Genomic DNA, 22,399 nt, shown 5'->3' with positions numbered 1-22,399 from the left:
TCAAGTGCACGCCTGTTTACGGCCTGAGAGGTCGTGATTTTGGCATGTTGCGACACGCTATCTCACCGCCCTTGCTGATAAAGTGCAGCATCAGTCGATAACAATAACCAAGGGTGTTCAATGAAAATTCTCGTCACCGGCGCAAGCGGTTTTATTGGCGGACGCTTTGCTCGTTTTGCCTTGGAGCAAGGTTTGACGGTGAGGGTGAACGGACGTAGACCCGAAGTTGTTGAGCATCTTATAAAGCGCGGTGCTGAATTTATTCAGGGCGATTTGAATGATCCTGAATTGGCGCTGGCGCTCTGTGATGACGTCGAGGCGGTGGTGCATTGCGCGGGGGCTGTGGGTGTGTGGGGCAAGTATGAGCACTTTCATCAGGCCAACGTAGTCGTCACTGAGAACATCATCGAAGCCTGTTTGAAAAAGCAGGTGCGGCGCCTTGTGCATTTATCCTCGCCGTCGATTTATTTCGATGGTCAGTCGCATCTCAACATCAACGAAGAACAAGTGCCAAAACGATTTTCCGATCATTACGGCAAGACTAAATACTTGGCTGAGCAGCAGGTGTTTGGTGCGCAAGAATTTGGTCTTGAAGTGCTTGCTGTGCGCCCACGCTTTGTCACGGGCGCTGGTGATACCAGTATTTTTCCGCGGTTGATAAAGATGCACAGCAAAGGACGTTTGTCGATTATCGGCAATGGCCTGAACAAGGTGGATTTTACAAGTGTGCATAACCTAAATGACGCCTTGTTCAGTTGTTTGCTGGCGGCGGGCCCTGCCTTGGGCAAGGTTTACAACATCAGTAACGGTTCGCCAGTGCCGCTCTGGGATGCGGTCAATTATGTGCTGCGCCAGATGGGCCAGCCGCCGGTCACTCGACACATGCCGTATGGGCTTGCCTACAGCGCCGCGGCCCTGAATGAAAGCATCTGCAAGTTGATTCCGGGGCAGCCTGAGCCTGGTTTGTTTCGCTTGGGTGTTGCGGTAATGGCCAAGGATTTTACGCTGGATATCAGCCGGGCCCGGGAATTGCTCGACTACGATCCGCAGGTTAGCTTGTGGACTGCCCTTGATGAGTTTTGCCTGTGGTGGAAGGCCCAACAGCCCGCATAAACAAACTGCCTGACTTGTTTCAGGCGTAGACCCGCTGGCCGCGGTACATCCGCAATGAACCAGTTGGTGCATTGGGCTTAAGCGGAGAGATTTCGGTTTGTACGGGTTTGGCTGGCGGGGTAAATGCGCTTGGGGTATCGCTGAACTGCGCGAGCCTTTGACCCAGCAGGCGAGTTTCTTCATTGCTCGAGCTGATGCAAGCACTCAGCATCGCGCTAATCGCGTCCGGTTGGCTGAGGCGAATATCAATCGACATCTCTTCGCGCAAGCGCCGACGTAAACCTTGCATGCAATCGAGTACGGCTTTATTCAACTCCATTGATCACCCCTCGTAACTGTCAGATTCTTTTTAATTTAGACACTTGGTACGGGCAGACACCGCCTTCGTTGCGGCTTGACTGTACTTGGGGGCGTGCAAGCTGCGTACCAGATCACATAATGAGGAACTGTGCGGGTTCCTGCAGGTCGATCTGCTAGGAACTTGGCCGACTTCGGTGCGCCTTGCACCGGCTTAGCGCAAAACTGCTTACCATTCGGCGAATCGTTATACTAGGCGCCAGTACTATGGGTTTGGCTGCTGTTCTTCAATGTTGCTTTGATAACCCGCCTAGCAAGCCACGCTATCCGGCAGCGCTGCGTTTCACAGGCTTTACGGCCCTTTCAGTGTTTTTTGTTTAAAGGTTTAACCATGCGTAACGATGCTAATGATGAATTTGATGATGTGCCTAGCTTGTCAGCTGGTACGCGTGAGGAAGAGGAGTATGTGCCACCACGTCGCGAGCCAGCGGCTGATATCGCTCCGCGCCGCGCGGCTGCCCCGGTAAAAAAAGCCAGTACTGGGCCGCTCTGGGCATTGGTCGGTGCCTTGATGATTGCTTTCGCGGGGCTGGGTTGGTGGAGCTTCCAGCAGATCAGTCTGATGGAGCAGCAGTTAGTTGCCACTCAGGAAAGCTTTGCCCGTATCAGTGAGGAAGCCGCAGGACGGATCAAAGATATTTCCGGCAAAGTGGTTGCCACTGAATCGAATATCACCACCGGCAGTGAAGCCCTTAAGCTGCAAGTCAAACAACTTGAAGGCAAGTTGGCCGATTTGAATAAACAGCAGCTCGGCAGCAGTGGACAGCAGGGGGATTTGACCAAGCGTTTAGATGAGTTCAGCAGCGCGCTAAAAGCTCAGCAAGATGCCAATGCAGAGTTGAGTAAAGCATTGAAGGCGCTGGCTGTTGAGCAAACAGCATTGACTGCTGCTCAGGCTGAGTTGAAAGGCTCCATCGGTGAGCAAGCCAAGCTGTCGGGTCAGGTTAAGGACCTTGCCGCTGATGTGCAGGGACTGAAAAAGGTTGCGAACCCAACCCAAGCCATCAATGACTTGCAAGATGAGTTGCTGGTGCTGAAAAGCACCTTGGATAATCGCCCGACTCCGGCTCCGGCTGCAAAGAGCAATACCGCCGAGTTTGATGCCTTCCGTGCGCAGGTCACGCGCACCACCAGCACCCTTCAATCGCAGATCCGTAACTTGCAGGATCAGATCGACGCTAAGTAATGCTGAGTTGTAGACCAAGAAAACCCGCCTAGGCGGGTTTTCTTGTATTCATGAATCAGAATTACAAACGTGGGTAGTCGATGTAACCCACCGGGCCCGAACCGTAGAACGTCTCTGGTTGCGGGTCATTGAGTGCCGCATCCGTTTGCAAGCGGGCAGGCAAGTCAGGGTTAGCAATAAAGGGCACGCCGAAAGCGATCGCATCGGCTTTGCCACTTGCCAGCCACTCGTTGGATTGTGCTTTGGTAAAGCGCTCGTTGGCAATAAATACACCGCCAAAAGCTTGCTTGAGGCTTGGCGCCAGGCTGTCGTCTGCGGCCTTTTCACGGGCGCAGATAAAGGCGATGCCGCGCTTGCCCAACTCAGTGGCTACATAGGTGAAGGTTTCGCTGCGTTGTGAGTCGCCCATGTCGTGTGAGTCAGCACGGGGTGCCAAATGCACACCGACACGCCCAGCGCCCCAGACCGAGATCACCGCGTCAGTTACTTCGAGCAGCAGGCGTGCACGGTTTTCAATTGAGCCGCCGTAACGGTCAGTGCGCTTGTTGGTGCTGTCCTGCAGGAATTGGTCGAGCAGGTAGCCATTGGCCCCGTGAATTTCTACGCCATCAAACCCCGCGGCTTTTGCGTTCTCTGCACCCTGACGATAGGCCTCGATAATGTCGTCGAGCTCTTCGGTTTCCAGGGCGCGCGGCACTGGGTAATCGCGCAGCGGACGCAGCAAGCTGACGTGGCCGTTGGCAGCGATTGCGCTCGGCGCCACTGGCGCTTCACCGTTGAGGAAGCTCGGGTCAGAAATTCGGCCTACATGCCACAGTTGCAGGACAATCTTGCCGCCATTGGCGTGGACGGCTTGAGTAATGTTGCTCCAGCCGCGGATCTGCTCGTCAGACCAGATACCTGGGGTGTTGGCGTAACCGACACCCATGGGCGTTACAGCGGTGGCTTCTGAGATAATCAGGCCAGCACTGGCGCGCTGGACGTAGTACTCGGCCATCAAGGCATTCGGTACCCGGCGTTCATCTGCACGGGCGCGAGTCAGCGGTGCCATGATGATACGGTTGCGCAGTTCAAGGTCGCCGATTTTGATAGGGTCAAATAGAGTCGTCATTGCTTAATTCTCCAGCAGGTTTATTCGTTGAGTGCAAAAGCTGCAGTCGGTTCAGTGGCAGTCACTGCGTCAGGACGACGCGTGGTCAGTAACAGGGTAAAAAGTGCCAGCACAGCCAGGACTGCGGCGGCGAAAGGCACGCTGGTGAGGCCCAGACCTTGGGCGATAACCACGCCGCCAAGCCAGGCGCCCAGAGCGTTGCCGACGTTGAATGCACCAATATTCAGGGTTGAGACCAGGTTCGGCGCGCCGCCACCAAAGGTCACCACGTTGACTTGCAATGCAGGCACGGCAGCAAAGGCGGAAACAGCCCAGAAGAACAAGGTGACCTCTGCAGGGATCAGGGCATGGCTGGTCCAGCTAAACAGCGTTGAAATAATCGCCATGGCGGCGAACACCGCAATCAGCGTGAATTTCAGATGGCGATCGGCAAAGCGTCCACCGAGCACGTTGCCAAGAGTCAAGCCCAAACCAATCAGCAATAGCGTGAAGGTGATGCCCTTTGGCGATACTCCGGTGACTTCGCCAAGCAGTGGAGCAATGTAGGTAAACAGTGCAAACATTGAGGCCGAAAACAACACGGTGGTGCTCAGCGCCAGCCACAATCGAGAGTTGTTAAGCGCGCGGATTTCACTGCGCAGATCTGCCTTTTCAGCATCTTTCTGATTCGGCAGGTAGCGCCACAAGCCAATCAAGGCGACTACGCCAATCAGGGTGACGGCCCAGAAGGTCGAGCGCCAGCCAGCCATTTGTCCAAGGGCTGTGCCCAGTGGTACGCCAAGCACGTTGGCCAGGGTTAAACCGGTAAACATCAGTGCGACCGCGGAGGCGCGGCGATTAGCCGGAACCAAACTGGCGGCCACCACCGAGCCAATCCCGAAGAAAGCGCCGTGGCACAGTGCGGTGACGATGCGGGCAGCCATCAGCATTTGATAATCAGGTGCCAATGCGCAGAACAGGTTTCCGGCGATGAAGATACTCATAAGCGTCATCAGCGCGGCTTTACGCGGCCAGCTAGAGGTTGCCAAGGCCATGATCGGGGCGCCAATGGCCACACCCAATGCGTAGCCGGTAACCAGCCAACCTGCGCCGGGGATTGAAACGGATAAGTCGGTTGCGACCTCAGGCAGCAAGCCCATGATCACGAATTCTGTGGTGCCAATGGCAAACGCAGATAAAGCAAGAACGATTAGCGCGATGGGCATGTCCGCGGCTCCATTGTTAAGAATGTGAATTAAAAAACTGATTCGATCAAAGCTGCTTGCTGAGCTGGTCGAGGAAGGTTCGGATGGTGTGTTCATCGCGTTTGAAGAAGTGCCACTGTCCAACTTTCTTGCTGCTGATCAGACCGGCTTGCTGCAGCGTGCGCAGGTGAGCCGATACGCTCGACTGGGAAAGCCCGGTGCGTTGATCTATCTGGCCGGCACACACGCCAATTTCCAGGGGATGATCTTGGTCAGCAAAATACAGCTGAGGGGTTTTCAGCCAGGTCAAAATGTCTCGGCGAACGGGATGAGCCAACGCTTTGACGATTTCATCGATGTCGAGTTGTTTGTGGGTGCTCATCTGGTTAACTCCGTGATCGGCATAGCACTGATCGATTGGTATCGGCTTGAAACGAACTTTATATCGGGTTTGCACGATATACAGATCGTTTGTAGCAATACTCTTCATCAACACCGCTGATAAACAGCCCACAGCCGGTCAACACGGGCATGGGGCCGTTATAAACACCTGCCAATATTGCAACGCGTCAATAACAGGTAAGCTTTAGCGATGAATTATCTTGCCCATCTCCACCTTGGTGGTAACGCGCCAGCCCAATTGCTGGGCAGTCTTTACGGCGATTTTGTCAAAGGTCCGCTGGCGGGTCAGTGGCCAACTGATATCGAAGCGGCTATCCGTCTGCATCGACGTATCGACATGTTTACCGACAGCCATCCGTTGCAGCTCCAGGCGCGAGCGCGTTTTCCTTCGGCACGCCGGCGGTATTCGGGCATCTTGCTGGATGTGTTCTTTGATCATTGTTTGGCGTTGAACTGGGCGCAGTTCAGCGACGAGCCCTTGGCTCAGTTTACCGATCGGGTTTATCGGGTGTTGACTGACGAGGCTGAGCTGCCGGGGCGCCTGGCCTACATTGCGCCGCGTATGGCCGAGCAGGACTGGCTCGGCAGTTACACTGACTTCAGCGTGCTGGAGCAGGTCATCTACGGTATGCAGCGACGGTTGTCGCGGCCCGAAGGTTTGGATGGCTCGATGCGCGAACTGGAGCAGCTGTATGAGCCGCTCATGGATGATTTCCAGCAGTTTTACCCGCAGCTGCAAGCCTATGTCGCTGGCCAGTTGGCCAATAAACCTTAGGCAGCTTCGAGTTCACTCTCTTCTGTGACGGGCGCTGCACTGGCGCCAAATAATGCGCCGGTGATCGCTGCCTGCGCTTGCCGGGCCAGCGCATTGCGGTTCAAGCCGCTACTGTCGATAGGGGCTAACAATTGAATTTCCACCTGTGCGACGTCGCTATGAAGCAGACGCAACAAGTGAGAAAGCATGTCGTCATCTCCAATAAACGGGGCGATTTCATCACGCTCGCCATTGCGCAAATAACGAATCGCCACCGGCTGCAGTGCAACCGAAGTCTCAATGGCGCTGCTCAGTAAGCGGCCATGGAAGGTCCGAACAGCCTGACCATCGGTGGTGGTGCCTTCCGGAAACATCAATAAATTGCGCGACAACTGCAAGTGACGGCTGAGCTGCTGATTGAGCAGCGTGCTATCACCGGCGCCACGGCGAATAAACAGGGTGCCAGCCTTCAGCGCTAACCAACCCGCGACCGGCCAACTGCGTACTTCAGCTTTGGACAGAAACGACAGCGGCGCAATCATGCCGAGCAATGGAATGTCGGTCCAGGAGATGTGATTGCTGACCCACAACATGGGCGTTTTCGGTGACTCGCCACTGACCTTGATGCGAAAGGGCAGGGCGGCGCTCAGGCGTGCCATAAACCAGCGAGTCAGGCGCTGGCGAACGCTCATCAAATCATGTTTAACCATCCGTTCGCACAGGCTGATTACAGCCGCCATCAGGGTGCCCAGGGCGATAACGGCAAGCAAGCGCAACAGACGAAGATAGAGGCGCAGTTTAATCATGTGGGTTCCGTGGCTGGCAGGTGGCAACACACGTGAGTGTACAAGGCGCGGACGCCTGCATGCACTCACCGATCAACCTAGAGTTGGTGCAAACCGCGAGGCTGGCAGCTTGGGTTCAGCCGACCGCTTTAAAATGGCGGGCGTAACGCGGGCACAGCTCGTCACGTTTTAACAGAATAAACACGTCGGCCACTTGGAAGTCTTGGTCCCAGCAGGGCTCTCCACAGATCTTCGCCCCCAAGCGCATGTACGCTTTGAGCAGAGGTGGCATTTCAGCAATGACATTGCCGGGTAGGTCCAAGCTTGGTAGGGGTGTTTTAGGTTCAGCGCGCAGGTGTTCGGTACACAGATAACGCTCCCTTAGGCGCTGCATGATCGCCTGTGCCTGAACACCGCCGTCTTGCATTGGAATGCTGGCGCAGCCCATCAAGTAGCTGTAGCTGCCTTCGTTAAGTACCTCAGCCAACTCACTCCAAAGCACGGCGATAGTGCCACCGTTGCGGTACGCCGGGTCAACGCAGGTGCGACCAATTTCCAGCACCGGGCCTTGCAGATGAGCTAAACCATGCAGGCTGAATTCTTCTTCGCTGTAAAAGCTGCCTAAACTTGCAGCTGCTTGATGATCGAGCAGGCGCGTGGTGGCAACCAGTTCACCGCTGTTGAGGTCACGTACACCAATGTGGCTGCAGTGAACGTCGTAGTCATCCATGTCCAGACCAAGTTCGGCGCCTTTGAGCTTTGCATCAAACTCACGGCTGAATACGCGAAAGCGCAAGGCCTGAGCTTCTTTCAATGCGGCGCTGCCAAGTAAGCGTTCAGCTTGCAAGCGGCGGGTTGCGTTGCTGGTGTCGTGCGCTACCTGAGTCATAACCTTTTCTCCGTAAGTCGACTGCTGTTTGTTGGCGCTGTGCCTTGCAGTCGATCAATCTTGTTCGGCAGACTCAGGCTAAGTAGGGTGAGTGTCACCACTGTGAAGTTTTAGTGATGCTTGTGTGACAGCGGTCGCGGGCAGTCCAGCCCGCGCGACGGGTGACAGGAAGAGGATCGACCCATGCTCTGGGATAAAATGTTGCAGCCATATCCGCGCATGGCCGCTGGGCATACGCTCGAAGATTGGTACAGCGCGCTTTTAGAACAGCTGACCAAACCTTCGCCGCTTGAATTAGCTATGCTCGGTGGCCGACTCGCGCCAACGCCGGGCCTGGCGTTTCTTGCCGGTTACCAGGGCGCGCTGCGGGCGCTCTGGCCGTCCGCGCCTTGGACGCTGGGCGCGCTGTGCGTGACCGAGAACAAAAGTGTGCGACCTGCGGATATGCAGACACGCTTGAGCGAGTTGCACCTCAGTGGCCAGAAAGATTTTGTCACCGCAGGTGATGCTGCGCAGTGGCTGTTGGTTGCCGCGCGCGAGGAAGCTGATGGTCTGCTGCCGCGAGTCGCGGTCACAGTGGTTAGCAGTGGGGCGCCGGGTGTACGAGTTGAGCAACTGCCTGCGCTGGGGTTTATGCCGGATGTGAGTCATGCGCGATTGAGCCTCGATCACGCATGCTGTGAGCGCCTGCCCGGCGATGGTTGGGATGACTATGTAAAACCCTTTCGCAGCATCGAGGACCTGCATGTATTGGCTGCTGTCGGTGCTTGGCTTTATGGTGTTGGCCAAGAGTCAGGTTGGCCAGCGGATTTGCTGTTGCGCTTGCTGGCGTTGCTCAGTGGTTGCACAGAAGTCAGCAGGGGCAGCGCCAATGCGCCAACCACTCATGTGTTGCTTGGCGGTTTGTTTGCCCAGTTCGAGGCTCTGGCCCCAGAACTGGACGAGGAATTGGCCAGTGGGGATGCACATTGGGCAACCCTGTGGCAGCGGGACAAGGCACTTATGACGATCGCCCGAAGTGCACGCGTACAGCGTCTGCAAAAAGCGCTAGCACAGGTGGTTTTGCCTACTCGCTGAACGGCTTGGGCGCGCCGATTTTTGCCAAAGGCATGGATCAAGCCGCTCAGCGATGGGCCAAATTGTCACTTAAACAGGCGCGTTCGGCGCTACTTTGGTCATATTTGCCGTGCTAGTGTGCGGCCTCGAATCAATAAGAGGCGCACCAATGCCCGCTCCAACCCTAGCCAAGCTGAGTTTCGCACTGCTGCTCGCCACCACTAGCGTGGCAACCTACGCTGAGAATTGGCCGATACCGGATTGGTCGACAGAAGCCGTCACCCAAAGTGCTGGCCAGCAGTCGGCACTTGCCGCACTTGAGGACTATGCCTTTCCTGCGCGTGATGACGATACCCGCAAAGGCGTGCGCACGGACGCATTGCTGGTGGTGCGTGACGGCCAGATTATTTATGAGCGCTATGCCGGGCCAACCAAGGCCAGCACTCCGCACCTGACGTGGTCTGTCAGTAAGAGCATCTTTGCTGCGGTGTTGGGCGTGGCGTACGGGCAGGGGCGCTTCAAGCTTGATGCGCCTGTGGCGGATTACTACCCGCCGATGGCTGTGCATCCCGGCATCAAGATGGGCCATTTACTCAATTGGGCCTCAGGGCTCGATTGGGAAGAGGACTATGAATATGCGCCGCTGAAATCCTCGGTGGTCGCCATGCTTTATACCCGTGGCCGCGGTGATATGGCGGCTTTTGTCGCCAATCACCCAAGCGATGCCGAGCCGGGGGAGCGATTTCGCTATTCAAGTGGTGACAGCACCATGCTCGCCGCGGCGCTGAAAGGCATGACCCGCCCTGATGAATACAAAAATTACCCTTGGAAAGCGTTGTTTGAGCCCCTGGGTATCAACTCTGCGGTGTGGGAAACCGACCCGACCGGAACCTTTGTTGGCTCATCCTATGCCTACATGAGCGCTCGTGATCTCGCGCGGGTGGGGCTGTTGATGCAGCGTGACGGACGTTGGGGGGAGCAGCAGGTATTGCCGAAAGCCTGGATTGACTTCAACCTCACGCCGTTTGCCAACTATCAGCCCAATCCCGAACACCCCAATGATGCAATTCCCGGCGGCCAGTGGTGGCTTAATCTCGGGTTTAACGACGCTGGCAGACCGTGGCCGGATGCGCCTGCAGATACCTTCGCCGCACTTGGTCATTGGGGGCAAAGCCTGTATGTGATCCCCAGCGAAAAGCTGATTGTCGTGCGCTATGCCGATGATCGTGACGGCAGTTACCAGCACAACCAATTGCTCAAGTTGACGCAGGCAGCGTTTGTGGAGGCGCAACCATGATCCGTCGACTGCTTAGCCGATTGTTAATTGTATTGTTGGCGTTGTTGGCTATTTGGGCGTGGCTGAACCGTGAGCATTTGCAAGCGTTTCCGGGCATTCTCGGCGGCTACACGGCAAAAGAGTATTGCTCGTGTCGTTATGTCATGGATAACCCGGCGGATTACTGTGTCGCCTATGCCAAACAGTACTTGCCGCTCAGTGGTTTTGTTGATGATGAGGCCAATAAGCGGGTCACGGCACGTGCCTTGGGCAGGAGTCAATCAGCGCAGTGGCTGGGCGCGCGTGAAGGTTGCCAGCTTTTGCCTCAAGCAGCTGCTCTGTCTGAGTAACGCGGGGAAAATCAACGGTCAGTATTCGGTGAGGCTTTGCAAGGCGTGCTCATGCAGCTATCGTTGCGCTTGAGCCGCGTTGCTCAGCCTCTCGCATTGTTTGATTCGGAGATTTATGCGCCTTGATGATCATTGCTATCAGGTCGTCCTGCTCGCGCCGCTGGCGCAAGCCGACGCGGGTTGCAGAGTGGGTATAAGGCTTGAAGCACTGCTAAACAGCGCCGGCTTGTTGGCTATCAGTCGCTCAGCGCCGGTTGGTGCTGTCCCGATCCTGGCTCAACGCTAATGTCGGGGCTCGTATTTGATTGGCGCCAGGGTAATAAATTTACCTTGCTCTGCGACGGCCAGGAGTTCTTCCCGCGGATGCTTGAAGCAATCGACGCTGCGCGACAGCAAGTTGAATTCGAGCTGTACCTGATCGAAAGCGGTACCTGCGCTGACAAGGTGGTGCGTTGTCTCTGTGCGGCAGCCCAGCGCGGCGTTGCTGTGCGGTGTTTGTTTGATGGTTATGGTGCTCAGGGATTGGCGAAGGCAGACCGTGAGTTGCTTACCGATGCCGGGGTAGAACTGCGCTGGTATAACCCAATCCGCTGGCGCGGCGGGTTGCGCAATTTTTACCGTGATCATCGCAAGCTGTTATTGGTTGATGGGCACCTGGCATTTATCGGTGGCACCGGTGTGACTGACGCATTCTGGTGTACCGATAACCCGGAAAGCGTCTGGCATGAGTTGATGGTCGAAATCGATGGGCCAGTGCTGAAGGATTGGCAGCAACTGTTTGAACGCCAGTGGCAGGCGTGCAACGCGCGCCTTGCCTGGAAACCTAAAGCGACACTGGGACTCAAGCGCCTGCCAGTGTCGCCAGTGGTGGGTATCGGCCTCGGGCGCGTGGCTTATGCGGATGCTAAACAGCACCGCGATATTTTGCAGTCCTTGGTGCGAGCATTGCAGTCCGCCAAAGGTCGTATCTGGTTTGCCACGCCGTACTTCTTGCCAACGTGGAAGGTGCGCAGGGCATTACGCAAGGCGGCGGCTCGTGGAGTCGATGTGCGCTTGCTGCTGAGTGGGAGACGTACCGACCACCAACCTGTGCGTTTAGCCGGGCACCGCTACTACCCGCGGCTGCTGCGCGCCGGGGTGCAGATTTTTGAATACCAGCCCCGTTTTTCCCACCAGAAAATTGTGCTGGTCGATGATTGGGTCAGCATTGGTTCCTGTAATTTCGATCACTGGAATCTGCGTTTTAACCTTGATGCCAACCTTGAGGCCTTGGATAAAACCTTCACCCTGGCCATTGTTGATCGTCTTGAAGCTGACTTCGCCGATAGTCGGCAGGTCGATCTCGATCTGTGGCTGGCCCGACCCTGGTGGAAACGGGTGCAACAACGGTTATGGGGATGGCTGGACCGGGTGGCGGTGAACCTGCTGGATCGGCGCCGCTAAGGATTGCTGGCGCGATTTAAATGCAGCACTTTTGTTGGGGGGCGGTGACTGTTTAGCAAGCCTATGCTCGGCGCATAACAATAAAGGGAATGGTTATGCGCTGTCCTTACTGCTTACTCAATCTGATATTGGCTATAGGGTTTGGGCTTGCCGGCTGCTCAACGCTCGGTGCATTTTTCGCGGATACCCAGGGCCCCGCATTTATTGCCCAGCAGCCGGAAAACGCTCAGCAGGTGATTGCCTACATTTACCGACCTAAGAGCGATTGGGCTGATCAAGAACTTGAGGCACCCGGGGTTTTTCTGAATAACCAGCTTACAGGCAGTCTGCCGAGTAATGGTTACCTCGCCTTCGAGTTCGACCCCGCACGTTACAAAATTGAATTGCGCCGGCCACTCTTCGGCAGTTATTGGACCTGGTTTGCAGACGGGCCCTTGGACTTTGTCAGAATTGCCAGCTTCAGTTTGGATAGCGAAGCCGGAAACCATTATTTTTTTCGCTACGACGAGCTTAATCCTCCGCCGGGTGTGAGTGAGGCGCCTGCAATGGGGGATGGCCCTCTGCAAAGAGTGCCTGCTTCGGTTGCCCAGTCTGAGATTCTGTACACGCGGCAGATTCAACCCCTGCTCAAGATCGATGCAGAGGTGCCTGAGGAGCGTCCCCAGCGCAGCTTTTGGCGTAGTGTGGGTGAGTCTTTGCAGCATATCGGTATTTGACGGGCTGGATTTTTCACCCTGTCTGCAGGCTTTGTCATTATTGCTTGAAGTAGTCATCGGCTATTACCTGTCTACCCTGCAAGGGGCAGATACTGGCTGCCGAGATTAACGACCAAGCGAGGAATGCAAACATGGCTGCGAAGAAAATTCTGATGTTGGTGGGTGACTACGTCGAAGATTACGAAGTGATGGTGCCGTTTCAGGCATTGCAGATGGTCGGTTACACCGTCCATGCGGTATGCCCGGACAAGACCAGCGGGCAGTATGTACGCACCGCTATTCATGACTTTGAAGGCGACCAGACATACAGCGAGAAGCCCGGGCATAACTTTGTCCTGAACTTTGACTTTGCGGATGTAAAAGCCAAGGATTATCACGGGCTGGTCGTACCTGGAGGTCGTTCCCCCGAATACTTGCGCCTAAACGCCGAGGTGTTGAAGTTGATACAAGCCTTCGCCAAGGCTGACAAACCCATTGCTGCCGTTTGCCATGGTGCACAATTGCTGGCCGCTGCCGGCGTGCTCAAGGGGCGTGAGTGCAGCGCTTATCCAGCCTGCGCGCCTGAAGTGACCTTGGCCGGTGGTACTTTTGTGGATATCGCCGCTGACCATGCCCACGTTGAAGGTAATCTGGTGACCGCCCCGGCATGGCCAGCGCACCCTACATGGTTGGCAGGCTTTTTGATGCTGATGGGCGCTAAAGTTACCCTGTAATGTCAGTGCCGGCACCGAACAATCGAGGCCGCGCCTCGGTTGAACTGCTGCGTGCAAAACGAGAGCAAGCCTATGTGTGAGCTGTATGTAAAAGCCGACCCGATTCTGTATGAGTCACGTTCGCGCTCACTGCGAATTCGTGGCGTTGTGACTACCTTGCGCCTGGAAAATCAGTTTTGGGACATCCTCACTGAAATTGCCGAAGTTGACGGCATGACTACCAATCAACTGATTACCAAGCTCTTTGATGAGGTGATGGAGTACCGCGGTGAAGTGGTCAACTTTGCATCCTTCTTGCGGGTCAGTTGCAGTCGCTATCTCGCACAGCGACGCAGCAATGAGGCTGTTAACGTGACCGAGTTGACTCTGGTTGGGCGCAGAGGCTGAAACAAGGCTGCGTAACGCAAAACGCCCCGATCAAGTCGGGGCGTTTTGTTGGCAGCAGTTCATGCGAGCGTTACTTGACCTCGACCGCCAGGCTTTCGGAGATCTTTTTGTTCCAGATCGCCGGACCTGTGATGTGCACAGATTCACCTTTGGTGTCGACGGCTACGGTGACCGGCATGTCTTTGACCTCAAACTCGTAGATCGCTTCCATGCCCATTTCCGGGAACGCCAACACCTGCGACTTTTTGATCGCTTGTGACACCAGATAGGCAGCACCACCCACGGCCATCAGGTACACCGCTTTGTTGTCTTTGATCGCTTCGATGGCGGTAGGACCACGCTCGGATTTACCGATCATGCCCAAAAGGCCTGTACTTTCAAGGATCTGACGAGTGAACTTGTCCATCCGCGTAGCTGTGGTCGGACCGGCAGGCCCTACAACTTCGTCACCCACCGGATCAACCGGGCCAACGTAGTAGATAAAGCGGCCTTTTAGGTCCACCGGCAACTCTTCGCCACGATTGAGCATCTCGATCATGCGCTTGTGCGCCGCATCGCGACCGGTAAGCATCTTGCCGTTTAGCAAGATGGTTTCACCCGGTTTCCAGCTTTGCACGTCTTCAGGGGTCAGGGTGTCGAGGTCAACCCGGCGCGCCGATGGACCGGCTTCCCAAACGATCTCTGGATAAGCATCCAGCGACGGCGCTTCAAGCTCCGCAGGACCCGAGCCATCGAGCACGAAGTGGGCGTGACGGGTGGCGGCGCAGTTAGGAATCATGCACACCGGCAGCGAGGCTGCGTGGGTTGGATAATCCATGATCTTGACGTCGAGTACGGTGGTTAGACCGCCAAGGCCTTGAGCACCGATGCCCAATTGGTTGACCTTTTCGAACAACTCAAGCCGAATTTCTTCGATACGGTTTTGCGGGCCGCGAGCTTTCAACTCGTGAATGTCGATGGATTCCATCAACACTTCCTTGGCCATGACCGCGGCTTTTTCAGCCGTGCCGCCAATACCAATGCCGAGCATGCCTGGCGGACACCAGCCAGCACCCATGGTCGGAACGGTTTTGAGTACCCAGTCAACGATCGAGTCGGATGGATTGAGCATGGCCATTTTCGACTTGTTCTCGGAGCCGCCGCCTTTGGCTGCCACGTCGACCTCAACCTTATCGCCCGGGACGATAGAGAAGTGAATAACTGCCGGGGTATTGTCTTTGGTGTTTTTGCGAGCGCCAGCCGGGTCGGCCAGGATTGAGGCGCGCAATACGTTTTCAGGCAAGTTGTAGGCGCGGCGCACACCTTCGTTGATCATGTCGTCAACGCCCATGGTCGCGCCATCCCAGCGTACATCCATGCCCACGCGGATAAACACGGTGACAATGCCGGTGTCTTGGCAGATCGGACGATGGCCCGTCGCACACATGCGCGAGTTAATCAGGATCTGAGCCATGGAGTCGCGTGCAGCCGGCGACTCTTCACGCAGATAGGCTTCGTGCATCGCTTGAATGAAGTCAACGGGATGATAATAGGAGATGAACTGCAGGGCGTCTGCAACGCTCTGGATCAGATCGTCTTGCTTGATCACGGTCATGCTTGGCGCTCCTTTATTTGGGCAGGAACTTGATGGGTGCACCGATACAGTTATCCGGTGTGCGTACGGTAAAAAAGGGCGCGTAGTATAGCGCGCTGTCAGGCTAGCGGGCACCTGCCTGATGTGCAGTAGATTCTGCGCATCCGCTGCTAGTTAGTTTACAGAGTTAAAGGTACAGTAGTGGCAAGATGCCTTTATGGGATGGAATCCATGAGCAACAGTGCTCAAGTCCTTGCTAGCCGCACCCTGCAGAGCCTTATGCTGAAACGCTTTGGCATGGCTGTCTTTACCTATTTTCTGGCAATTGCCCTTGGCGCCATTGCATTCAAGTACAACCAGTTATCAATACCACTGGGCAACTTTCTACTGCTTGTTGGCGCTGTTGTACTCAGTCAGCTGGTATTTCTTGGCTTATTTGTCTCAGGCCGCAACCTGCTGTTTCAAGATCCCAGCCTGACCGAGCCGCAAGTGCTGGTCGGGTTGGTCTTGCAAACCCTGACCCTTGCCCTGCTGGACGATGCACGTGGACCGATGCTGGTCATGTATGTGCTTATTTTGATGTTTGGGGTTTTCCAGCTGCGGCCGAAGGTATTTGTGCGGTGCGCCATATTGGCATTTATCGGTTTTGCGGGTGTAAATCTAGTTGATGCCTACAACCTCAAATTAACCAAGCCGGGCCTGGCAGTGCTGGAGGTTTGCGTGCTCAGCGTGGCATTGGCGTGGCTGAGTTTGTTTGCAAGCTACGTGCATAGCATGCGCCAACGTATGCGCCAGCGACGTTTCGCACTGCAGGCGCACCAAGACACTCTGCGCGGGATGATGCGTCAGCTTGAGGATCTTGCCTCGACGGATGAACTTACCGGCTTATTCAACCGCCGGCACTTTCTCAATATCGCCTCCCGTGAGCTATCCAACTTGCGCAGGGGGCACCAGCACGGTTTAGCTTTGATTGACTTGGATCACTTCAAGCGGATCAACGATGTCTATGGTCATGCTAGCGGTGACCGGGTGTTGCAGACGTTCGCCAGCGTGGCACAGACCTGTCTGCGTGATGGGGATGTGGTCGCGCGTTATGGTGGGGAAGAGTTTGTATTGTTATTGCCCAACACTGAGCCGGATCATTTTGTCGCCTGTTGTGAACGTTTGCGTGAGGCCTTTAGCCGAGCTGAGCCTTTAGGTATAAAGGTGAGTAATCTCAGCTTATCAATAGGCATGACCTTGCTGAATATGGACGACAACCTCGACGAAGCACTTCACAGTGCTGACCAAGCGCTTTACCAGGCCAAACGCAGCGGTCGCAACCGCTGTGCCGCTGCGTGGGCGGGCGCAGATGCCTGAGTTACGTGCGGCAGGCCAGGTGGTAAAGGTCGCAACTGCTGCAAACCTTCTCGATAGCTTGCTTGATAACGGCATAAAGGTGCCTTACAGCTGCCGGGCGGGCAGTTGCCACGCCTGTATCGTGCGCTGCGTGACGGGAGAACCCCAGGACAACCAGCCTCAGGCCTTGGACGCCCAAAGCCGTGCGCAAGGCTGGCGGCTGGCATGTCAGTGTCAGATTGTGGGTGACCTGAGTATTGAGCTCTATGATCCGGGGAAGCAGGCCACTCGCGCAACGCTCTGCGCATGCGATTGGATCAGTACGGATGTATTGCGACTGCGCCTTATACCGGACAAGCCCGTCATGTACCGTGCAGGCCAGCATGCCTTGCTCTGGTCTGCGCAGGGTATTGCCCGGCCCTATTCGTTCGCGAGCCTGCCTGATGCTGACCCCTGGCTGGAGTTTCATATCGATTGCCGGCACAGCGGCGCATTTGCCGATGCCGCGCGCCACTTCAAGGTCGGTGAGCATCTGCATGTGGGTGTGGTCAGTGGTGGCGAACTGCATTACGAGCCTGACTGGCACGACCGGCCACTGATTTTGCTGGCCGCTGGTACTGGGCTAGCCCCTCTGTATGCCGTGTTACGCGACGCCTTGCAGCACAATCATCAAGGCAAGATCCGGCTTATTCACAGCGCCCATGATGTCCAGGCGCTGTACCTGGGTGAAGCCCTGCGAGACCTGCAAGACAGCACGCCATTGCTGGAAGTACAGCAAGTTAGCGCGGCTGAGTTGCCCGCGGCTTTGGCGCAACTGCGGCTTGTCTCCCGGCAAACTCTCGCCTTAATCTGCGGGCAACCCGGCAGTGTCGAGTTATTTGCGCGCAGCTTGTATATGGCAGGCGTGCCGCGCAATCAGACATTTTCTGACCTTTTCTTACCGCACGCCTAGTCGCTTGATGCGCTTGCGGACTGTTACCAGGAGTTCGCATGAGCGAGCACGTATTGACTGAGCGCGAAGGCGGTGTACTGATTCTGCGCATGAATCGCCTCGAGAAAAAGAACGCATTGACCCGGTCCATGTACAAGCGCATGGCTGATGCAATCAATCAGGCCGATCAAGATGCCAGCGTTCGTAGTTTGCTTATTACCGGCGGGCATGAGTGTTTCACCAGTGGCAACGACGTTGCCGATTTTCTGCAAGCGCCGCCCAGCGGGCTGAACAGTGAAGTGTTCATGTTTATGCAGGCGCTCTTTGACTTCTCCAAGCCCGCGATCGCCGCTGTGTGTGGTCCCGCCGTGGGCATTGGTACGACGCTGCTGCTGCACTGCGATCTAGTTTATGTCAGCCGCGATGCCACACTGAAAATGCCATTTGTAAGCTTGGGACTTTGTCCTGAATACGGTTCCAGCATGATTCTGCCGCGCTTGCTCGGACAGGCAAAAGCCACCGAACTATTGCTCTTGGGCAGCGCATTCAGTGGCGAGCAGGCGGCGGCTTGGGGCATTGCGAATCAAGCGCTGCACGACAGCGCCGCAACCCTGGCCAAGGCACATGATATGGCGCAGCGTTTCGGTTCACTGCCGCCTACAGCTTTGGTAGACAGCAAGCGCTTGATGCGCGCCCCCGACCGCGAGCAGCTGCGCCAGATCATTATCGAAGAAGGGGAACTGTTCAGCCAACGCCTGCACTCGCCTGAAGCACGGGAAGCCATGACCGCCTTTATGCAGCGGCGTAAGCCTGATTTCTCGAACCTGTAGAGGGCTGCCGGAACTTATTGGTGAGGGAAGGCATTTTCAGCGCTTTCTGCTGCTCCGGTAGCGAACAGCAACGGCAGCAGTGCGAAGTGAGACAGACACTGACTAAGCAGACTCACAACAAAATGCCCGATGCAGAGCATCGGGCGTCAGGGTGCTTCGGGTGGGCTTTTTACGAGGCTTAGACCAGTGCTTCGCCGACATGCAGAATCTTCATGCCGTTGGTGCCACCAATGGTGTGGTAGCTATCGCCTTTGGTCAGAATTACCCAGTCACCTTGCTCAACAACGCCGCGCTTGAGCAGTTCATCGACGGCTGCTTGGCTAACCTGCTCGGGTGGCAGTTCAGCGGGGTCGAAGGGGACAGGGTAAACACCGCGGAACATGGCGGCGCGTGCTTGCGTGCCACGGTGCGGGGAGAACGCGTAGATCGGAACGGATGAGCGAATCCGCGACATGATCAGTGGCGTGTAGCCGCTTTCAGTCAGGGCGATGATCGCTTTAACCCCCGGGAAGTGGTTGGCGGTGTACATCGCGGCCAGTGCAATGCTCTCATCGCAACGCTGGAAACGCTCACCCATGCGGTGTTTCGAGGTTTTGCTGGTTGGATGCTTCTCGGCGCCGACACAAATACGCGCCATCGCCTGAACGGCTTCGAGCGGGTAGGCACCTGCAGCGCTTTCTGCAGAGAGCATCACGGCGTCGGTATAGTCGAGCACGGCGTTGGCCACGTCTGAGACTTCAGCACGGGTTGGCATCGGGTTCTGAATCATCGACTCCATCATCTGCGTCGCAGTAATGACAGCCTTGTTGTGCGTACGCGCATGCTGGATGATTTTCTTCTGAATACCCACCAGCTCGGCGTCGCCAATTTCTACGCCGAGGTCTCCACGGGCAACCATCACTGCATCACTGGCGCGGATCAGCCCGTCGAGGGTTTCGTCGTCGGCAACGGCTTCAGCCCGTTCAATCTTGGCCACCAGCCAGGCAGTACCGCCCGATTCGTCACGCAGTTGGCGTGCGTATTCCATATCAGAGGCATCACGCGGAAACGAGACGGCGAGGTAGTCCAGGTCCATTTCGGCAGCGAGTTTGATATCGGCTTTGTCTTTTTCAGTCAATGCTGGCGCAGTCAAGCCGCCGCCACGACGGTTGATACCTTTGTGGTCGGAGAGCGGTCCGCCAATGAGCACTGAGCAATGCAAGGCATCGCCTGTTGCAGAATCAACGCGCATGACCACACGGCCGTCGTCGAGCAATAGCTCGTCGCCCACGCCGCAGTCTTTGACCAAATCGGGGTAGTCGATACCGACAATTTGCTGATTGCCTTCTGTCAGCGGGTGGCTGGTGGAGAAGGTGAAGCTATCGCCAACGGCAAGCTCAATACGCTTGTTGGCGAACTTGGCGATACGAATTTTAGGGCCTTGCAGGTCACCTAGCAGCGCTACATGGCGGCCGTGTTTGGCAGCAAGCTCGCGAACCAGCTTGGCGCGGGCCTTGTGCTCATCTGGTGTGCCGTGGGAAAAGTTCAGGCGGGCGACATCCAGGCCTGCGAGAATCAGTTGTTCAAGCACCTCTGGTGAGTTGCTGGATGGGCCAAGGGTGGCAACGATTTTAGTACGACGAAAGGTCATGCACAGACTCCTGAGTTGAAGCTGGCTGGGAGGCTACTACGCTGTGCGGCTGTAGTCATTGTTCATCTGCACTACCCGCTTATTTATCTGTCACCGGTTGGTTACGCAGTAAAGCGTGCGCCTTTTACCTTGAACAGGGTAGTTGAAGAACATGACGGCTTGATGCGGGCTAGGGTGGGCTGAGGTTCAGTGCGCGATCAAGGTGTACGGCGGCCTTATGCCGCAGCTTGGGGTCAGGTTGTTGCTGGAGCAGCTGGCGCAGGTAGGCGATTGATTTGTCTCGGTCTGCCCGTGGATTATCGGGAGCCTGGTACATCAAGGCCATCTGGTAGAGGGCTTTGTGTTTGATCTCTAGGGGCACGCCTGGGTCCTTTAAGGCAAGCTGGTAGAGCGCTTCGGCTTCAGGAGCACGGTCTTTTAAGACAGCGCGGCGTGATAGCAGGGTCATATCCGTGTCGAGACTGGGCTTGTTGAGGTCCAGATCAAGTTGCGGTTGCCAGTGTTCGAGCCGCTCGCGCGCGTTTTTTTGCACCTCGTGGGCCGCACGCTGCTCAATAATCGACAGGTGGCTGCGACCGCGCCGCGCCGCTTGGCTGCTGGGGAATTCACGGTTTATTTGCAGCAAGTAGTCTCGCGCCTTGGTGTCATCACGCTGGTCGTTGAAGCGGCTCATGTAGATCAGGGCGATTTGATACAGGGCAAAGGCGCGAATCTCGTCGCTGAGGTTGTGGTCCCGGTAGCCCGATAAATATAACTGCTCGGCTTGCAGGCTTTTTACATCACGGATGGCTTGCGCGCTGTAGGTCAGAAGGTCGCCTTCTTCTTCAATTGCAGCGGTCATGCGTTTGGCTTTAAGGGCTTTGTATTCAACCACTTCACCGGTGGTGACTTGAGCTATAAATAATGGCGTGGTGGGTGCGCAAGCGCTGATCGCCAAGCAGCCCGCGAGCAGATGTGGGACAAAGCGCCTAGGCTGCATTGTGCTTCCTTGTCGATCGATTGAAGGCTGCAGCATAGAGAGGAGCTTTTATGGGTAATACCCATCAGAGGTTCGGACTGTAGCTTTTGCCTGGTGTGCCGATAGACTCTTCATTGAAGGAGAGAATGTATGCGAACCCTATTAGTGATGGCGCTGTTGCTGACCCTGTCGGGCTGTACCCGCTGGGCGCTTGATCGCCATTTGAACAGCGCCTACGAGGCCTATGACAAAGGCAACTGTGAGGCGGTGATGCTGGAGTTGTCACAAGCAGAACGCTACAGCCGCTCAAGGCGCTACATCCAACCGGAAATCTCACTGCTGCGCGGCCAGTGCCTCGAACGTCAGAGCCTATTCGTCGATGCGGCGCAAACCTATGAGTTCATCATTAGCCGTTACCCGGCGAGCGAGTATGCGTTCCGTGCGCAAGCCCGCTTGCAAACGCTGAGCGAGCTAGGGCATAAAGTCTCAACGCCTGCGGCAAGCACGCCTCATACCGCACTCTGACGGTGGGGCGTTACTTAGCGGCAGTCTCAATGCGGTCGGGTGAGGAACGTATGCGGTTGTTACTCTGTTTGTTACTGCTGCCGGGAATGGCGGTGGCAGAGATTTATCGATGGACCGACGCCAATGGGCAGGTTCATTTTGATCAGCGGCCAACAGGGCAGGGCGCTACTGCGGTTGAGGTCCGACCCCAGGTGGTCGAGCGCGATCAGGCTACCCGCAATAGTGAACAGCGCGCTGAACGGTTTTATGATGCGCGCCGCCAAGAGCAGGCTGAAGCCGCAGCGGCATCGGTGCAACGTAACAGTGAACGTGATGCTCAATGCCAGAAGTTACGCAGCAGTCTTGCGCAAATGCCCGAAGGTCGACGTTATTATCGGGTTGAGGCTAATGGCGAACGGACTTACTACAGTGATGAACAACTGGATACTGCCCGTGCTCAATTGCGTGAAAGAATTTCCAGTGGTTGTCAGTGAGCTGGTCTAAATGCACAACTACAGCCATACTAAGTGGCAAAACATAGCGATATGCCATCATGCCAATGCAGCGACACATTGAGCGCCATCAATTACCTTACTATTTGAAGGTATATAACCGTGTGACGGACAAGCCTATGGGTTATATAGGCAATGTATCCTTCGACGGTATGCTGTTGGTCAGTCAACTGCCGATGTTGGTGGGCGGGCGCTTTGATATGCGGATTAAACTCCCTGGCCAATCAAAGCCCTGTTTCATTGACTTTACGGCGACCTGTCAGTGGTCCCATGAAGATGTCACCCCCGGCTGTTATGACTCGGGTTTCTCGTTGATTGCCCCGCCCGCTGAATACACTGAAATGGTTGAGGCATTGCGCATCTATTTCAGTTTTCATCCGCTTTCGGCATCTGCCTGAGCG

26 protein-coding genes are annotated in these 22,399 nt (G+C 55.9%); 17 read left to right on the top strand and 9 right to left on the bottom strand.

Annotation, left to right across the window (positions count from 1 at the left end; translation table 11 throughout):
- Nucleotides 1–120 precede the first annotated feature (120 nt).
- Nucleotides 121–1,113 carry an NAD-dependent epimerase/dehydratase family protein gene (locus tag AACY09_RS04965; RefSeq protein WP_339486409.1) on the top strand — a complete coding sequence of 331 codons (993 nt, stop codon included), beginning with the start codon at nucleotides 121–123 and terminating at the stop codon, nucleotides 1,111–1,113.
- A gap of 19 nt (nucleotides 1,114–1,132) precedes the next feature.
- Here AACY09_RS04965 and AACY09_RS04960 read toward each other — a convergent pair whose 3' ends face one another.
- On the bottom strand, nucleotides 1,133–1,432 hold the full coding sequence (locus AACY09_RS04960; protein WP_339486408.1) for a hypothetical protein: 300 nt from the start codon (nucleotides 1,430–1,432) through the stop codon (nucleotides 1,133–1,135).
- Nucleotides 1,433–1,801: 369 nt separating this feature from the next.
- On the opposite strand from AACY09_RS04960, the gene AACY09_RS04955 reads away from it, so the two are divergent.
- Nucleotides 1,802–2,656 (top strand): ATPase, encoded by an 855-nt coding sequence (locus AACY09_RS04955; protein WP_339486407.1) that lies wholly within the window; start codon nucleotides 1,802–1,804, stop codon nucleotides 2,654–2,656.
- Between the two features lie 61 nt (nucleotides 2,657–2,717).
- Here AACY09_RS04955 and AACY09_RS04950 read toward each other — a convergent pair whose 3' ends face one another.
- The 3 genes from AACY09_RS04950 to AACY09_RS04940 are packed head-to-tail and all read right to left on the bottom strand — an operon-like array spanning nucleotide 2,718 to nucleotide 5,333.
- Complete coding sequence (locus AACY09_RS04950) at nucleotides 2,718–3,767, bottom strand: alkene reductase (RefSeq protein WP_339486406.1); 1,050 nt, start codon at nucleotides 3,765–3,767, stop codon at nucleotides 2,718–2,720.
- A 20-nt stretch (nucleotides 3,768–3,787) separates the two neighbouring features.
- Nucleotides 3,788–4,972 carry an MFS transporter gene (locus AACY09_RS04945; protein ID WP_339486405.1) on the bottom strand — a complete coding sequence of 395 codons (1,185 nt, stop codon included), beginning with the start codon at nucleotides 4,970–4,972 and terminating at the stop codon, nucleotides 3,788–3,790.
- 46 nt (nucleotides 4,973–5,018) lie between these two features.
- On the bottom strand, nucleotides 5,019–5,333 hold the full coding sequence (locus tag AACY09_RS04940) for an ArsR/SmtB family transcription factor (protein ID WP_339486404.1): 315 nt from the start codon (nucleotides 5,331–5,333) through the stop codon (nucleotides 5,019–5,021).
- Between the two features lie 210 nt (nucleotides 5,334–5,543).
- Between AACY09_RS04940 and AACY09_RS04935 the strand changes: the two genes are divergently transcribed.
- A complete protein-coding gene (locus tag AACY09_RS04935) occupies nucleotides 5,544–6,128 on the top strand; it encodes an acyl carrier protein phosphodiesterase (protein ID WP_339486402.1) in 585 nt (194 codons plus the stop codon).
- Here the strand turns inward: AACY09_RS04935 and AACY09_RS04930 are convergent.
- Together AACY09_RS04930 and olsB are read right to left on the bottom strand one after the other, a co-directional pair.
- Nucleotides 6,125–6,913, bottom strand: coding sequence for a lysophospholipid acyltransferase family protein (locus AACY09_RS04930; RefSeq protein WP_339486400.1), 789 nt, complete (start codon nucleotides 6,911–6,913; stop codon nucleotides 6,125–6,127). The genes AACY09_RS04935 and AACY09_RS04930 overlap by 4 nt on opposite strands.
- Before the next feature lie 115 nt (nucleotides 6,914–7,028).
- Nucleotides 7,029–7,781 (bottom strand): L-ornithine N(alpha)-acyltransferase, encoded by a 753-nt coding sequence (olsB, locus tag AACY09_RS04925; RefSeq protein WP_339486399.1) that lies wholly within the window; start codon nucleotides 7,779–7,781, stop codon nucleotides 7,029–7,031.
- A 183-nt stretch (nucleotides 7,782–7,964) separates the two neighbouring features.
- On the opposite strand from olsB, the gene AACY09_RS04920 reads away from it, so the two are divergent.
- From AACY09_RS04920 to AACY09_RS04885, 8 genes are all read left to right on the top strand, one after another.
- Nucleotides 7,965–8,858: an acyl-CoA dehydrogenase family protein gene (locus AACY09_RS04920; RefSeq protein ID WP_339486398.1), complete on the top strand. Its 894-nt coding sequence runs from the start codon at nucleotides 7,965–7,967 to the stop codon at nucleotides 8,856–8,858.
- A gap of 148 nt (nucleotides 8,859–9,006) precedes the next feature.
- Complete coding sequence (locus AACY09_RS04915; RefSeq protein ID WP_339486397.1) at nucleotides 9,007–10,134, top strand: serine hydrolase domain-containing protein; 1,128 nt, start codon at nucleotides 9,007–9,009, stop codon at nucleotides 10,132–10,134.
- Nucleotides 10,131–10,463 (top strand): amidase, encoded by a 333-nt coding sequence (locus tag AACY09_RS04910; protein ID WP_339486395.1) that lies wholly within the window; start codon nucleotides 10,131–10,133, stop codon nucleotides 10,461–10,463. The genes AACY09_RS04915 and AACY09_RS04910 overlap by 4 nt, the downstream gene beginning before the upstream one ends.
- A 115-nt stretch (nucleotides 10,464–10,578) precedes the next feature.
- Entirely contained in the window at nucleotides 10,579–10,749 is a 171-nt protein-coding gene (locus AACY09_RS04905; RefSeq protein WP_339486394.1) for a hypothetical protein, read from the top strand.
- The gene (locus AACY09_RS04900; RefSeq protein WP_339486393.1) at nucleotides 10,749–11,906 is read left to right on the top strand and encodes a phospholipase D-like domain-containing protein; all 1,158 of its coding nucleotides are present in this window, start codon (nucleotides 10,749–10,751) and stop codon (nucleotides 11,904–11,906) included. The genes AACY09_RS04905 and AACY09_RS04900 overlap by 1 nt, the downstream gene beginning before the upstream one ends.
- Before the next feature lie 95 nt (nucleotides 11,907–12,001).
- Entirely contained in the window at nucleotides 12,002–12,622 is a 621-nt protein-coding gene (locus AACY09_RS04895) for a DUF2846 domain-containing protein (protein WP_339486392.1), read from the top strand.
- Nucleotides 12,623–12,753: 131 nt separating this feature from the next.
- Nucleotides 12,754–13,335: a DJ-1/PfpI family protein gene (locus AACY09_RS04890; protein ID WP_339486391.1), complete on the top strand. Its 582-nt coding sequence runs from the start codon at nucleotides 12,754–12,756 to the stop codon at nucleotides 13,333–13,335.
- 72 nt (nucleotides 13,336–13,407) lie between these two features.
- Entirely contained in the window at nucleotides 13,408–13,722 is a 315-nt protein-coding gene (locus AACY09_RS04885) for a ribbon-helix-helix domain-containing protein (RefSeq protein WP_339486390.1), read from the top strand.
- Nucleotides 13,723–13,792: 70 nt separating this feature from the next.
- Here the strand turns inward: AACY09_RS04885 and AACY09_RS04880 are convergent, their stop codons facing one another.
- Nucleotides 13,793–15,316 carry a fumarate hydratase gene (locus AACY09_RS04880; protein WP_339486388.1) on the bottom strand — a complete coding sequence of 508 codons (1,524 nt, stop codon included), beginning with the start codon at nucleotides 15,314–15,316 and terminating at the stop codon, nucleotides 13,793–13,795.
- A gap of 210 nt (nucleotides 15,317–15,526) precedes the next feature.
- Between AACY09_RS04880 and AACY09_RS04875 the strand changes: the two genes are divergently transcribed.
- Genes AACY09_RS04875 through AACY09_RS04865 form a run of 3 tightly spaced genes read left to right on the top strand, consistent with a single transcriptional unit; the run spans nucleotide 15,527 to nucleotide 18,394 of the window.
- Nucleotides 15,527–16,654: a GGDEF domain-containing protein gene (locus AACY09_RS04875; RefSeq protein WP_339486387.1), complete on the top strand. Its 1,128-nt coding sequence runs from the start codon at nucleotides 15,527–15,529 to the stop codon at nucleotides 16,652–16,654.
- On the top strand, nucleotides 16,647–17,585 hold the full coding sequence (locus tag AACY09_RS04870) for an iron-sulfur-binding ferredoxin reductase (RefSeq protein WP_339486385.1): 939 nt from the start codon (nucleotides 16,647–16,649) through the stop codon (nucleotides 17,583–17,585). The genes AACY09_RS04875 and AACY09_RS04870 overlap by 8 nt, the downstream gene beginning before the upstream one ends.
- A 38-nt stretch (nucleotides 17,586–17,623) precedes the next feature.
- Nucleotides 17,624–18,394, top strand: coding sequence for an enoyl-CoA hydratase (locus AACY09_RS04865; protein WP_339486383.1), 771 nt, complete (start codon nucleotides 17,624–17,626; stop codon nucleotides 18,392–18,394).
- A 178-nt stretch (nucleotides 18,395–18,572) separates the two neighbouring features.
- Here the strand turns inward: AACY09_RS04865 and pyk are convergent, their stop codons facing one another.
- Together pyk and AACY09_RS04855 are read right to left on the bottom strand one after the other, a co-directional pair.
- Nucleotides 18,573–20,024 carry a pyruvate kinase gene (pyk, locus tag AACY09_RS04860; RefSeq protein ID WP_339486381.1) on the bottom strand — a complete coding sequence of 484 codons (1,452 nt, stop codon included), beginning with the start codon at nucleotides 20,022–20,024 and terminating at the stop codon, nucleotides 18,573–18,575.
- Between the two features lie 169 nt (nucleotides 20,025–20,193).
- Entirely contained in the window at nucleotides 20,194–21,003 is an 810-nt protein-coding gene (locus tag AACY09_RS04855) for an outer membrane assembly lipoprotein YfiO (protein ID WP_339486379.1), read from the bottom strand.
- A 129-nt stretch (nucleotides 21,004–21,132) separates the two neighbouring features.
- On the opposite strand from AACY09_RS04855, the gene AACY09_RS04850 reads away from it, so the two are divergent.
- Genes AACY09_RS04850 through AACY09_RS04840 form a run of 3 tightly spaced genes read left to right on the top strand, consistent with a single transcriptional unit; the run spans nucleotide 21,133 to nucleotide 22,396 of the window.
- Complete coding sequence (locus tag AACY09_RS04850; RefSeq protein ID WP_339486377.1) at nucleotides 21,133–21,507, top strand: tetratricopeptide repeat protein; 375 nt, start codon at nucleotides 21,133–21,135, stop codon at nucleotides 21,505–21,507.
- A 50-nt stretch (nucleotides 21,508–21,557) separates the two neighbouring features.
- Nucleotides 21,558–21,980 carry a DUF4124 domain-containing protein gene (locus AACY09_RS04845; RefSeq protein ID WP_339486375.1) on the top strand — a complete coding sequence of 141 codons (423 nt, stop codon included), beginning with the start codon at nucleotides 21,558–21,560 and terminating at the stop codon, nucleotides 21,978–21,980.
- A gap of 59 nt (nucleotides 21,981–22,039) precedes the next feature.
- A complete protein-coding gene (locus AACY09_RS04840) occupies nucleotides 22,040–22,396 on the top strand; it encodes a PilZ domain-containing protein (protein ID WP_339486373.1) in 357 nt (118 codons plus the stop codon).
- Nucleotides 22,397–22,399: the final 3 nt, after the last annotated feature.

It is taken from the genome of Pseudomonas sp. EL_65y_Pfl2_R95, from assembly GCF_963971045.1.
In the GTDB taxonomy this organism is placed as follows: Bacteria; Pseudomonadota; Gammaproteobacteria; order Pseudomonadales; family Pseudomonadaceae; genus Aquipseudomonas.
This window is presented reverse-complemented; position numbering and strand designations above follow the sequence as displayed.